This window comes from Rhodanobacter sp. FW106-PBR-R2A-2-24 (assembly GCF_058789615.1).
This window is the reverse complement of the sequence record NZ_JBYTBV010000002.1, coordinates 3,003,088-3,016,008: the sequence shown is the minus strand read 5'-3', so window position 1 is coordinate 3,016,008 and position 12,921 is coordinate 3,003,088. Positions and strand designations below refer to the sequence as shown.

The 12,921-nt window shown below is 59.8% G+C and carries 12 protein-coding genes; all 12 read left to right on the top strand.

Features of this window, described 5'->3' with window-relative positions; translation table 11 throughout:
- The first annotated feature begins 3 nt into the window (after window positions 1–3).
- Window positions 4–558 carry a hypothetical protein gene (locus AC3WQA_RS14900; RefSeq protein ID WP_492673251.1) on the top strand — a complete coding sequence of 185 codons (555 nt, stop codon included), beginning with the start codon at window positions 4–6 and terminating at the stop codon, window positions 556–558.
- Between the two features lie 177 nt (window positions 559–735).
- The gene (locus tag AC3WQA_RS14895; protein WP_492673252.1) at window positions 736–1,413 is read left to right on the top strand and encodes a hypothetical protein; all 678 of its coding nucleotides are present in this window, start codon (window positions 736–738) and stop codon (window positions 1,411–1,413) included.
- Window positions 1,414–1,464: 51 nt separating this feature from the next.
- Window positions 1,465–5,532 carry an RHS repeat-associated core domain-containing protein gene (locus AC3WQA_RS14890; protein WP_492673253.1) on the top strand — a complete coding sequence of 1,356 codons (4,068 nt, stop codon included), beginning with the start codon at window positions 1,465–1,467 and terminating at the stop codon, window positions 5,530–5,532.
- 19 nt (window positions 5,533–5,551) lie between these two features.
- A complete protein-coding gene (locus AC3WQA_RS14885; RefSeq protein WP_492673254.1) occupies window positions 5,552–5,794 on the top strand; it encodes a hypothetical protein in 243 nt (80 codons plus the stop codon).
- Between the two features lie 618 nt (window positions 5,795–6,412).
- Window positions 6,413–6,781: a hypothetical protein gene (locus AC3WQA_RS14880; RefSeq protein WP_492675821.1), complete on the top strand. Its 369-nt coding sequence runs from the start codon at window positions 6,413–6,415 to the stop codon at window positions 6,779–6,781.
- A gap of 61 nt (window positions 6,782–6,842) precedes the next feature.
- Complete coding sequence (locus AC3WQA_RS14875; protein WP_492675820.1) at window positions 6,843–7,949, top strand: TrbL/VirB6 family protein; 1,107 nt, start codon at window positions 6,843–6,845, stop codon at window positions 7,947–7,949.
- A gap of 5 nt (window positions 7,950–7,954) precedes the next feature.
- Window positions 7,955–8,428, top strand: a complete 474-nt coding sequence (locus AC3WQA_RS14870; RefSeq protein WP_492675819.1) for a DUF4189 domain-containing protein — start codon at window positions 7,955–7,957, stop codon at window positions 8,426–8,428.
- Between the two features lie 2 nt (window positions 8,429–8,430).
- Complete coding sequence (locus AC3WQA_RS14865) at window positions 8,431–9,027, top strand: hypothetical protein (protein ID WP_492675818.1); 597 nt, start codon at window positions 8,431–8,433, stop codon at window positions 9,025–9,027.
- Between the two features lie 36 nt (window positions 9,028–9,063).
- Complete coding sequence (locus AC3WQA_RS14860; RefSeq protein ID WP_492675817.1) at window positions 9,064–10,314, top strand: XVIPCD domain-containing protein; 1,251 nt, start codon at window positions 9,064–9,066, stop codon at window positions 10,312–10,314.
- Between the two features lie 32 nt (window positions 10,315–10,346).
- Window positions 10,347–11,384: a TrbL/VirB6 family protein gene (locus AC3WQA_RS14855; RefSeq protein WP_492675816.1), complete on the top strand. Its 1,038-nt coding sequence runs from the start codon at window positions 10,347–10,349 to the stop codon at window positions 11,382–11,384.
- A gap of 5 nt (window positions 11,385–11,389) precedes the next feature.
- Window positions 11,390–11,866, top strand: coding sequence for a DUF4189 domain-containing protein (locus AC3WQA_RS14850; RefSeq protein ID WP_492675815.1), 477 nt, complete (start codon window positions 11,390–11,392; stop codon window positions 11,864–11,866).
- Window positions 11,867–11,939: 73 nt separating this feature from the next.
- Window positions 11,940–12,917, top strand: coding sequence for a TrbL/VirB6 family protein (locus AC3WQA_RS14845; protein WP_492675814.1), 978 nt, complete (start codon window positions 11,940–11,942; stop codon window positions 12,915–12,917).
- The last annotated feature ends 4 nt before the right edge of the window (window positions 12,918–12,921 follow it).

Sequence of the window (12,921 nt, the reverse complement as noted above, 5' to 3'; positions counted from 1 at the left end):
TCCATGAAAGAGCACGACATCAAGTGGAACCAATTGAAGTCCGAGTTGGTGGATGCCGTCCGCGAAGGCGCGGCGGATGCGGAGGTGCTCTCGCTGGAGGCTCGTGACCGCTTGGCACAGGAAGAAGAACGGGCCTTCCGTACGCGCTTCCGATGTGATCGGCCTCAACTGGATCGGCAAAACCTGATCCGTCTGAAGCATGAAGCCGACCTCACGGATCGGGAAATACGCCTGCTACTGTTTACACACTCGCTTCGTTTTGGCAGCGAAAGCGTGCACTTTGCGGCATCCCTGCGCGGCTTGGCCTTGTTCGGCCGTATCGTCATGGGCTTCCTGGGATTCGAATTGCTTGAGGCATGGTACCTGGCCTCGCATTCGCCGCTGCCCGTACCGGTTTTGCTGCTTCGTCTCGTCGGCGTCATGGCCATGATGCTGGCGATGGGCTGGGGTGTGCAGCAGATCTACCTTAGGCCGCGACAGATTCAGTGCCGTGTATCTGTGCGGTGCGGCGGGGCTACGGACGAGGGCTTGTGGCGTCGCCTATGGCGTTGCCGATGAGGCACTGAGGTCGATGAGACGATAGCAGGACAGTTCATCTCGGCGCAAGATCTTGCTTGTTGACGTCTATGCGCAGGCGAAGAGATAGTGCGTGTGATCGCCTGCCGCGATGCGGCTCATGGCGACATCATCGAATCAGGGCCTGGGGAGTCGCTGATGTCAGGGAAGACAAGGGGCATGAAATCGTTCCGTAGCCCGGTCAAGACTACAGGTCTTGAGGTTTGTGGACGCCATTGGCGCAAGGTGACCACAGGTCTGGCGCTCACCTTGTTGCTTTTGCTCAACCGCGCTGCACGCGCGGCGGATGGCAAACCTTTGCAGCCCATTTGCAGTGCTGATCGTTGTGGCCTGCTCGTCGACGGCGCTTATCCTCACCTGGTCATTGGCCGGCTCGCGAGCGTGGGCACGCCGGCGGACATGAACCAGGTTTTCCACTGGGCCAAGTCGCACGGCTACTGGAAAAGCCTGCCCGTTTCGATAACACCCTACCTGCACGATGTGCAGATGGTGACGATCAACGTGCCCAAGGGAACAACCAACCAGTCGTTAACGCTCTTCATGCTGCGCACCGAATTCACCGCCGCGCCGTATCACGTGGGCGATCTGGTGCGTTACGCCCCGCACGACGCCGCGCACGACGAAGCCGCCACCGGCAGTGCCGACGACCTCACGCTCTTCCACGATCTGACCGGTTGCGTGGCAGTGCTTTGCCAGAAAGGCGATGGCGCCTGTTTGGCGCGCTACCGGCAAGGTGCGTTTCGTCACACCGACGGCCAGCAGGTCAGCACCACCTCGGGGCGGCCTGTTTCTCCCAGCACACGCATCGATCCGATTTCGCTTCTCCCCCTTCACTGATTCAACGGCGTTGGTTCACCGAACGTCGCTCGCATGGATAGAGAGAACCTTATGAAGACGCTGAGCAAGCTACTTTTAACGATGATCCTGGTCATTACCACGATGCAAGCGTGGGCTGGCGTCACACAGGCCAACGATCCCAATGCCAACGCGCCGTGCGACAGCGCCGACAGCAATAGCTGCGGGTCTGCCCATGGCATGCCGGTGTACTCCTTCAAATCGCTGCTCGCTGGCCTCAACATCCGCGATACACCGATTGGCTACACCCCGCCGCTGGGACCGACGGTGGAGACCACGATTGCCTACAACGAGCGCGAAGCCGACCAGCCGGTAGTGTTCGATACCTTCAGCGTCGGGCAGAAGTGGACGCTCAACTGGATCAGCTGGATCCAGGATGATCCGAGCAACCCAGGCAGTCAGGTGCTGCGCTATGTCTCGGGCGGCGGCGGCTGGCCCTACAGTGGATACAACGCAACCACCGGTGCGTTTTCGCCCGAACCGGACAACGGCGCGGTGTTGGTCATGACCTCCAGCAACCCGGTCAGCTACGAACTGCGCTACGCCGATGGCAGCAAGGACGTCTTCGCCATGCCGGACGGCGCGACTACCTACCCGCGCAAGGTGCTCCTCACCCGGATCGTCGATGCGCAGGGCAATGCCCTCACGCTAAGTTACGACAACCAGCATCGCCTAGTCACAGTGACCGACGCGATCGGCCAGCAGACCACCTTCACCTACGGCAACAGCACCGCGCCCCTGCTCGTCACCGGCATTGCCGATCCGTTCGGTCGCCACGCAACCCTGGCCTACGACAGTCAAGGGCGTCTAGTGTCGATCACCGACGCGATCGGCATGACCTCCACCTTCACCTACGACAGCGCCCTGTTCGTGCAGGCGATGACAACGCCCTACGGCACCACCACCTTCGCACACACCGAAGGCGCCAACGGCAATGCCACGGAGTTGTCGATCCAGGCGACCGATCCCGCCGGGCATACCGAGCGCACCGAATACATGCCCGGTGCGCCCGGTGCACCTTTCAGCGTGTCGCAGGCGCCGAGCGGCATGAATACCTTCAATGCCTACCTCAACTACCGCGACTCGTATTACTGGGACAAGAATGCGTTCGCGGCGGCCTGCACGGTGAGCAATGGCACGACCAGCTGCGACTACAGCAAAGCGCGCATGAAGCACTTCCTGCACGCCTATCCGTGCTGCTACTACACCTCGCGCGTGCTGGAGAACGTCAAGTATCCGCTGGAAGGCATGATCTGGTACGACTATGCCGGCCAGCCGGGGCCGTACTATCCCGGCACGCTGAACCTGCCCAGTGACGTGGGTCGGGTGCTGGATGACGGCAGCAGTCAGGTCACTCACTACACCTACAACGCGTACGGCAAGGTCACGTCCAAGATCGACCCCGATGGCCGCGAAACCACCTATACGTACGCACCCAACGGCGTTGACCAGATCCAGGTGCAGCAGAAGACCGCGAGCGGTTTCGATACGCTGGCGAGCGCCACCTACAACGGCCAGCATCAGCCGCTAACCACGACCGATGCGGCGGGCGGTACCACCACCTACACTTACAACGCCCGCGGCCAACGCACCTCGGCCACCGACCCTCTGGGCAACATGACGCGCTACCAGTACGACAGCAACGGCTACTTGTTGGCCGTCATCGACGCGCTCGGGCATGTGTCGCAGCGGTACACCTACGATGCCGAAGGCCGCGTCGCCACCAGCACTGATGCTGCGGGCTACACGCGCCAGTTCCAGTACGACGCGCTCAATCGCGTAGTATCCGTCAGCTATCCCGACCACACCTCCACCCGGTACACGTGGAACCGCCTAGACCTCGTGGCCGTCACTGACCGCCAGGGCAACACCACCCACTACGGCTACGACGCCGTACGCAACCTCATCGCGGTCACCGACCCGCTGGGCCACGTCACGCAGTGCACCTACTACGCCAACGGCAAGCGCCACACGATGACCGATCCGAACGGGAACGTCACCACGTGGACGCGTGACCTTGAAGGCCGGGTGACCGCCAAGACCTATGCCGATGGCAAGGGCTCGACGTACGCATATGACGGTGTTGGCCGTCTGATTAGCCAGACTGATGCGTTGGGGCAGACCATGGCGTACAGCTATGACCTGGCTGACCTGCTTACTGGAGTGCAGTACCTGCATGCCGTGAACCCCACGGCGGCGGCATCCTACCGCTACGATCCCTACTATTCCCGCCTGACTGGCATGACGGACGGCTTGGGTAACACCGGCTTCAGCTATGTGCCAGCCGGTCAACCTGGCGCCCTCAAACTGGCACAGGAGACGGGGCCGTTCAGTGCGAATGACAGCGCGCAGTATGCCTACGATGCGTTGGGCAGGGTCATTCACCGCACCACGGACGTGACGGTGAGCGATACCTACGATGCGTTGGGTCGGTTGAGCGAAGAAACCAACCCGCTTGGCAACTTCCAATACAGCTACCTCGGCGACACCGACCAGCTGACGTGGCGGGTGCTGATGACGCCCTCCGGCCAGCCCGGCCTTGCGTTGAACATGGAGTACGAGTCCAACCGTGGTGACCGGCAACTGCATCGTCTGATGTACCTGGACGTCAAGGGGCGGCGCCTGGAGGCCTTGCAGGAATATGCTCACAGTCCCGAGCATCTGCTGACAGCCGCCAAACTTGAGTGGCCGCGGCTGCGCGAAGGGAGGGATCACGATGGTGACGGCAATCACGACGATCGGGCCGATACCATTGATGCGGAACAGGCGGTAGCGAACGATTTGCAGCACGACTACGGTCACGATCGCGACGGATGGGGCCATGACGGTCGCGATGACGGGAACAACGAAGATGGTCGTGGTGACAGCGAGCGGTATCGCTACGATGCGGCATACCGACTCACGGATGTGCGCGGTGACGATCGGGATGCCAGCCGCTTCGACTACGACGCGGCCGGCAATCTGCTGAAGGCGGCGGGTGCCTCGTTCTCCCTCACGGCCTCTGCCAACGCGCTGAACCAGCTCAGCACGGTCAACGGCATGTCATGGCAGTACGATGCGGATGGCAATCTGATCAGTGATGGCGTACATCAGTACACATGGGACGCGGCTGGTAGGCTGGTCAGCCAGACCAATACCGCAACCGGTGAAGTCACCCGTTACGGTTACGACGGCTGGGGCCGGCGCTTGATGATCACCCACCAGAACGGCGCTGCCAGCACGCAGGCTCGCTATCTGTGGTGTGGGTCGGCGGTTTGCCAGGTGCGTGATAGCAACGACGTGGTGATGGCGGACTACTTCGACCAGGGTGAAATCCATGGGGTGCAGGCGCTGTACTACGTGCGCGACCAATTAGGCAGTGTGGTTGGTGCGACGGACGCCAACGGCAAAATGCTGGGCACTGCCAAGTACGGTGCGTATGGCGTCACAACACGGGCAAGGGGTATACATCCCGACTACGGGTATGCAGGTATGCTGCATGACCAAGGATCAAGTCTGTTTCTGACGCAGTACCGTGCTTATGATCCAGCCGTAGGCCGCTGGCTCAGTCGCGATCCGATTGGGGAAGAGGGAGGGGAGAACATTTACGCCTACGTAGATGGAGATCCGTTGGGCTCGATCGATCCATTGGGCCTAGCTTCGTCGGGACAGACATGCCAAGCCGCGTGGGCGGCCGCTGGGGCCACATGTGGTGGAGTTCTAGGAGGAGTGCTTGGCGGGGCGGGCGGCGCAGTGGGTGGTGGTGCTGCATGCACGCTGGTTGCGCCTGGTGTAGGTACTGTTGGATGTGGCGTTGCTGGAGGAGAGTCTGGTGGTTCTGCAGGTGCTGCAGGTGGTGCTGTTGCGGGCGGTGCCGTCGGCAATTGGCTTGGCGGAAAAATGTGCAATAAGGCTGATAACTCCTGCCCACCGTGTTCGCCCCAAGTGGGCACGATTGGTTACCGCCTTGATAAAGTTCCCCCAAGCAAACCCCATTACCCTTTCCCGGGTGATCACGTACACCTGTATCGAATGAACCAGAATCCCAATAACTGTCAGTGCTTTTGGTCTGCGATTGGCGTGACAGAGCCGCCGCCGCCACCCGGGGCAGTGCCTCTGTGAGAAAGGGAGGCGGCGCGTAATGAAATATGCAGATGGGAAAGAAGTCAGGCTAGGCGATCATGTGGCATTAGGGGGGGGGCGCGTAGGAGTTGTTGTATGCTCTATCGACACGAATGAGTACACCACGCTCTTTCCACAAGAACAGTGGAGCTATTTGCGTTCCGGTGTGATAGTCAGAATGGCTGGGGCTGGATTAATCCACTACCTTGAGCCAGATGAAGACTTCGAACAATTGCCGGGAAGTTCGGCACCGCGTGAATGACCTGAGTACCGAACAAGGCGCCTCTGGAGGCGCCTTGTTTATTTCATTGGTGTTCGTCCATCACTGGATCCTCTCGCCTCCCAATGAGGGGAGGCGGTGGACTCTATGGCTGCGAGGCGCCACTCAGTGTCGCCACAGTCGAGTTCACCGCCTTCGGCTCTACCAGGGCGGCGGGTGTCGGCTGCGCTACCTGCAGAAGCAGCAATAAGGAGGCGGAGGAAATTAATTTGCAACCGTCACAGACATGCTGGGCCACGTCACGCTGCACGCCTACTACGCCAACGGCAAGCGCCACACGATGACCGATGCGCGCCGTCAACCAGAACCTTGCGGTTAGAAAAAGGGCTGCAGGGAAATATGGGGTAAAACCTCACTGCCAAGCTGGGGCACATGCATCGAACGCCCGCCTCATGCGGGCCTTCGATGCATGACGTTTGGCGGTAGGCAAGACATAGCGGTTCATGGTCGGCCACGTCAGTGACGCGGTCGCGTGTTGAACGACGACAGCAGCAAGATCACGCATTACAGCTACGACGTTCACTGGTCAAAAAGCTGCTGCTGCTGGTCAGTTCACTTGCCTGAAATGGTCAGCCGTGTTGGCAACAGATGGTCAGCTCGATGGCAATACGCAGCCAGCAGCAGATCTGCGCCGCAATCATCACCACCCAAGTCGACAAGTACAACACGACCGTACAGATGATGCAGCAGATCCAATCAAACCTTCCGGCGGTACAAAAGTTCACCGATCTCGCCGGTAGTTTCAGCAATATGGGCGAAAGCAGCTCTACTACCACCGAGATAAGCAGCTACAGCGGCCAGTTGTCCACCAAAATGAGCCATTGGAAAGCACACATGGACGCCGACGACGCCTACATCGCTTCGCTGCAACAGATGCAGGGCGTTCTGGCCAAGAAGGCATTGAACGGCAGCAACCACATTTTAGGTGATGTCGTGCAGGCCGGAGCATTCGCGGCTGCATTCAACTGAACCACTGACACCGGTTCATATCAACAAGTATCACGCGACTTCGCCAAGGATCACGCGCGTCATGGTCTATTTCGTCCTTATCTACAACTGGCTGCATGACAGGATCGACACCTTCGGGGTCAACCTGTTGGGGGCCGTGACGCACTGGATGGCGGCCATCGCCCTGGTTCTGGTAACCCTCTGGATCATGTTCCAAGGCTACCGCGTCCTCACTGGCCAGATGCGCGAGTCGCTGATGGGCCTGGTTCTCAACATGGCCCGCGTTGTCGTCATCGTCTCTGTCGCCACGACAGTCGGCATCTTCGCTCCCAACCTGCACACCCTCGCCACCAGCACGCTCTCCACCGACATCAACCAGCTCTTTACCGGCGACGATTCCACCCTCGCCCACACCATCGATACCAACTTGGCCGAAACCCAACTGGCCTTGTCCGCCATCGACACCGTGCAGGTACCCTCCGGCGACACCGAAGACGCCGCCGCCAAAGCCCGGGCCCAGACCTTTGCCATCTTTGGCACCGCCAGCCCGCCCATGGCCGCCGCCGCCATGCTGCTGCTCTACGACGTTACCCTCGCCCTCATCATCGGTCTCGGGCCGTTGTTCATCATGTGCCTGCTCTTCGAGCAGACCAAGCCGCTGTTCCAGAAATGGCTGATGTACGGCATCGGCACCCTCTTCTCCATGGGCATGCTCGCCTTCATCAGTTCACTGGTGCTCCAACTCACCTTGCGGGTGGCCGGAGCCCTGTGGTCGGCCGACGTCATCAACGGCATCACCGGCATCGGGGCCGAGGGCTTCACTAGCCAGTCCATGCAGCAGGCCGGGCTTGGGCTGCTGATGACCTTGCTGGTCATTTCCGTGCCTCCCATGGCCGGCAATTTCTTCTCGGCTACGTTGGGCAACTTCAGCCCCTACAACGTCTTCAGCCCAAGAGACCAACCGGGGGCGAATGGGCAACCGGCGGGGGCGTTGGGGTATGGGGGGCATGGGCCGGCGCTGGCCAACTTAAATCCAGCCGCAGCAGACACTCGATCTACCGGCGTCTATAACACAGCCCCCAACTCCGCATCCTCTAGCGGAACTCGTATGGGCGTCTCAAGCTATAACCCCATCACCGATGTCACCAAGCAAGGCGGTGGCTTGGCAAACCCACTGGTAGGAAGGTGATATTCATGCAAACCTCTTACTTACTCGTGCTTTTATTGGTCGTGGCCACTGCTCATGCTCAAGACTGTGGTGGCATGGCGAACGCGGGAGGCACATGTGTTCCTCCCGACGTGGCGATGCCAAGCTATCAGCAACAAACCAAACAACCGCCGCCAGAAATCTGGGTAGATCATTATGGAGCGATGGTATCGGATGACTCTCTAGGAAAACTTGGCGTCTCTGTAGATGACACAAGCGAAGCCAAAGCTTGGCAAGCCGCAGAAGTAGATTGCCAAGCCAAAGGCGGCTTGAATTGCATACGACTAATTTCATATCGCAATGCATGTGTCGCGATGGTTTCAGGCGCTAAATCGTATAGCTTCTCTGGCGGATCAACGTTGGCTGATGCAATAAAAAAAGCAACTATAAAGTGCACAGCCAGCACGTCTAACTGCCACGTCTACTACTCCGCCTGCAGTCTGCCCGTTCGGATCCAATAACCATGCCCATCATGAAGCCAGTCTTTGCGCACGCCTGCGTCATGCTAATTTCAGGTGCGTTGCTGTGCGCATGCGACCCCGCCGGCTCAACCGCAAGCACTCAAGCAATCTCTGCATCGAGCACATCAGCAACATCTGCATCCGAAACTTCATCGTTGCCCGCAAGTACCAGTCCCACGTCACCCTCGCAAAATCTGGCCAAGGCTGACCTGAACGTACCAGTGCCATCCAGCCCCGATGTACCACCCACCTTGACCAAAGGCGTACAAAAGGGCCTTTCCTATGCCACATCTCGCCAACAACTGCTCGCGAGCGGCTGGCAGCCAGTCGTTACGCCCATGTGCCTGGCAAACGTCGCTGGCGGCAACCACACCGATCTGTGCAGCAAGCATCCCGAATTTGGCCAGTGCCATGTGTGCGACGAATTGCCGGAACTGAACAGTTGCAGCAGCGACGGCTATTGCACGATGCAGTTCAGACACCATGGCACATCCGAGATTATGCAGATAACCACTTACGGCGATATAGACAACTGGAAGGACAACCCTTCGCGCCTGATGGTGACCGACTTTGGCTTTTCCAAAACACCCGAGAAATAATTTCCACCCTGTTCGCAGCGAAACAAGGATATTTCGATGAGCAACCCACTGTCAGATTTGATCCAACGCGGTGAGTCAGGCTCCACAAGCTACAATGCTTACAATCGCGGCACGCAGGGCGGAAGAATTCTCGGACCGGATCACTCGATCGATTTCTCGAAGCTGACGGTAGGCCAAGTACAGGACATGCAAAACAAGGGAGAGATGTTTGCCGTCGGCAAATATCAAGTCATCCCTTCAACCATGAATGGCGCCATCGCCAGCTTGAACCTCGACCCGAATCAGGCATTCACACCGGAATTGCAGGAAAAGATTTTCTCCGACTATCTGATTGGCGACCAACGCCCCGCGATCCGTGGCTACATCATCGGCAAGTCGAACGATCTCGACGGCGCGCAACTGGCTGTAGCGCAGCAATGGCGCAGCGTGGCCGATCCCCGCACCGGTGAAAGCTATGTCAGCTCCCATCACAAAGGCTCCAATCCCAACCACGCATCCATCACGGCGGACGAAGTCGCCGGCGCACTCAATACGATGCGCGCCGAATACCAAGCCGACATCGCCAAGGACATGAAACCCGACGAGGCATGGAACGCCGTTACCCATTCCATGGCCTCTCACGAACAGGCTGCATCCACTCATGCCACGCACCCGCACGCCGCGCACAATCACCCTGTGCCCCACCAAGGCGCACACGGCCCTGCCGTACACGACCTGCAAACCCAACTGGCCGGTTTGGGCTACCTCAACGCCAAGGGTATCGACGGTGACTTCGGAATCCGCACTCGCCATGCCGTGGAACGCTTCCAGCACGACCATCACCTCACCGTGGACGGCAAGGTCGGCCCGCTGACGCAACAGGCTTTGCACGCAGCCCGGCGGGAACACGCCACGACACACGACCTAACCAACCCACGCAACCCTGACCACGCCCTGTTCGAGCAGGCCATCATCGGCGTGCGCACGCTCGATGCCAAGCACGATCACATTTCGGATCAGCACAGCCTCAATCTCGCCGCCGCGCTCACAGTCGAAGCCAAGCGCGAAGGGCTGACCCGTATCGACCAGGTTGCCTTGAGCGAGGATGCCAGCCGCACCATCGCCATCCAGCTGCCCAGCTTGCCTACGGAAATCGTGCCCCGCTACGCCGGCGTCGTGACGATGACGGGCTTGCAGACGTCCTTGGCCGAGAGCGCGGCTCGTGCCGCCGCCGTCCCGCCACCGGTCGAGCCTGTGGCCCAAATTCACATTCAGCCGCACGCGCAAACCCACGCCCTTCCCATGTGAGGCATGCCGACGTGGAAACGAGCTTGGCAATGATGAGCGACTGGAGCAATGGGGTAGAAACGCCGCATTGCGGCGCATTCCTCGGTGTGAGCTACCGCGTCCTCACTGGCCAGATGCGCGAGTCGCTGATGGGCCTGGTTCTCAACATGGCCCGCGTTGTCGTCATCGTCTCTGTCGCCACGACAGTCGGCATCTTCGCTCCCAACCTGCACACCCTCGCCACCAGCACGCTATCCACCGACATCAACCAGCTCTTTACCGGCGACGATTCCACCCTCGCCCATACCATCGATACCAACTTGGCCGAAACCCAACTGGCCTTGTCCGCCATCGACACCGTGCAGGTACCCTCCGGCGACACCGAAGACGCCGCCGCCAAAGCCCGGGCCCAGACCTTTGCCATCTTTGGCACCGCCAGCCCGCCCATGGCCGCCGCCGCCATGCTGCTGCTCTACGACGTTACCCTCGCCCTCATCATCGGTCTCGGGCCGTTGTTCATCATGTGCCTGCTCTTCGAGCAGACCAAGCCGCTGTTCCAGAAATGGCTGATGTACGGCATCGGTAGCCTCTTCTCCATGGGCATGCTCGCCTTCATCAGTTCACTGGTGCTCCAACTCACCTTGCGGGTGGCCGGAGCCCTGTGGTCGGCCGACGTCATCAACGGCATCACCGGCATCGGGGCCGAGGGCTTCACCAGCCAGTCCATGCAGCAGGCCGGGCTCGGGCTGCTGATGACCTTGCTGGTCATTTCCGTGCCTCCCATGGCCGGCAATTTCTTCTCGGCCACGTTGGGCAACTTCAGCCCCTACAACGTCTTCAGCCCAAGAGACCAACCGGGGGCGAATGGGCAACCGGCGGGCGCGTTTGGGCATGGCGGGCATGGCCCGGCGCAGTACCTAAATCCAAATCCAAGTCCAAATACAGGTGCTGAATCGGGTGGAGGAGGCTACAACGCACTACCAGGTTCCGCCTCCTCCAGTGGTGCCCTTTTGGGCAAATCAGGCTATACGCAAGTAGCCGACGTCACCAAGCAAGGCGGCAGCTTGGCAAACCCACTGGTAGGAAGGTGATATTCATGCAAACCTCTTACTTACTCGTGCTTTTATTGGTCGCCACCACTGCTCATGCCCAGGACTGCGGCGGCATGGCGAACGCGGGAGGTGTATGCGTACCTCCCGATGTGGCTATGCCTGGTTATCAGCAACAAGCCCCACAACCGCCTCCGCAGATATGGGTGGATCATTGGGGCGCAATTGCCACTAATGAACCTACCGGAAGTTTGGGAGTGGCCAATAATATGGCCAGTCAAAGTGAGGCCGAACAGGCGGCTCTTGCAGACTGTCAATCGAAACACGGAGCTGCGTGTAAACTTGAAACGTCATATCGTAATGGGTGTGGCGCGTTAATCGGAAGCACTACAGGATATGTCGTCGCCTCGAAGGCCACCCTAGATAAGACAGTTCAAACCGGCATGTTGACTTGCACCAATGCTGGATATTCAAACTGCCACGTCTACTACTCCGCCTGCAGCCTTCCTGTCCGAGTTCAATAAATTCCCGCCGATGACTTGCGCACTCACCCTCGACAGCCATGTCTTTCGCGCTGCCCCAAGGCGACGCGATACCGTGGCTGTGCGCTACCGCGTCCTCACCAGCCAGATGCGCGAGTCGCTGATGGGCGTGGTTCTCAGCATGGCCCGCGTCGTCGTCATCGTCTCTGTCGCCACTACGGTCGGCATCTTCGCTCCCAACCTGCACACCCTCGCCACCAGCACGCTCTCCACCGACATCAACCAGCTCTTTACCGGCGACGATTCCACCCTCGCCCATACCATCGATACCAACTTGGCCGAAACCCAACTGGCCTTGTCCGCCATCGACACCGTGCAGGTACCCTCAGGCGACACCGAAGACGCCGCCGCCAAGGCCCGCGCCCAGACCTTCGTCATCTTCGGCACCGCCAGCCCGCCCATGGCCGCCGCCGCCATGCTGCTGCTCTACGACGTCGCCCTCGCCCTCATCATCGGTCTCGGGCCGTTGTTCATCATGTGCCTGCTCTTCGAGCAGACCAAGCCTCTGTTCCAGAAATGGCTGATGTACGGCATCGGCACCCTCTTCTCCATGGGCATGCTCGCCTTCATCAGTTCGCTGGTGCTCCAACTCACCTTGCGGGTGGCCGGAGCCCTGTGGTCGGCCGACGTCATCAACGGCATCACCGGCATCGGAGCCGAGGGCTTCACCAGCCAGTCCATGCAACAAGGTGGGCTTAGGCTGCTGATGACCTTGCTGGTCATTTCCGTGCCTCCCATGGCCGGCAATTTCTTCTCGGCTACGTTGGGCAGCTTCAGCCCCTACAACGTCTTCAGTCGGGCGGGCCAGCCGTCACCGAATGGGCAGCCGCCGGGGACGTATGAATATGGTTGGCATGGGCCGGCATTAGCGGGTACTGGGCATACCTCATTTGGAAATCAGCCTAGTAGTACAGGTATCCATAGCCCACCGGCTTCTACTGGCGGAACCCGTTTGGGCAATGCGGGTTACGCGCAGGTCGCCGACGTCACCAAGCAAGGCGGTGGTTTGGCTAATCCACCGGCATCAAGGTGACAAC

Excerpts from the sequence above, each read along its gene's own strand:
- AC3WQA_RS14900 (WP_492673251.1), top strand. The coding sequence starts at position 4 with ATGAAAGAGCACGACATCAAGTGGAACCAATTGAAGTCCGAGTTGGTG.
- AC3WQA_RS14895 (WP_492673252.1), top strand. The coding sequence starts at position 736 with ATGAAATCGTTCCGTAGCCCGGTCAAGACTACAGGTCTTGAGGTTTGT.
- AC3WQA_RS14890 (WP_492673253.1), top strand. The coding sequence starts at position 1,465 with ATGAAGACGCTGAGCAAGCTACTTTTAACGATGATCCTGGTCATTACC.
- AC3WQA_RS14885 (WP_492673254.1), top strand. The coding sequence starts at position 5,552 with ATGAAATATGCAGATGGGAAAGAAGTCAGGCTAGGCGATCATGTGGCA.
- AC3WQA_RS14880 (WP_492675821.1), top strand. The coding sequence starts at position 6,413 with ATGGCAATACGCAGCCAGCAGCAGATCTGCGCCGCAATCATCACCACC.
- AC3WQA_RS14875 (WP_492675820.1), top strand. The coding sequence starts at position 6,843 with ATGGTCTATTTCGTCCTTATCTACAACTGGCTGCATGACAGGATCGAC.
- AC3WQA_RS14870 (WP_492675819.1), top strand. The coding sequence starts at position 7,955 with ATGCAAACCTCTTACTTACTCGTGCTTTTATTGGTCGTGGCCACTGCT.
- AC3WQA_RS14865 (WP_492675818.1), top strand. The coding sequence starts at position 8,431 with ATGCCCATCATGAAGCCAGTCTTTGCGCACGCCTGCGTCATGCTAATT.
- AC3WQA_RS14860 (WP_492675817.1), top strand. The coding sequence starts at position 9,064 with ATGAGCAACCCACTGTCAGATTTGATCCAACGCGGTGAGTCAGGCTCC.
- AC3WQA_RS14855 (WP_492675816.1), top strand. The coding sequence starts at position 10,347 with ATGAGCGACTGGAGCAATGGGGTAGAAACGCCGCATTGCGGCGCATTC.
- AC3WQA_RS14850 (WP_492675815.1), top strand. The coding sequence starts at position 11,390 with ATGCAAACCTCTTACTTACTCGTGCTTTTATTGGTCGCCACCACTGCT.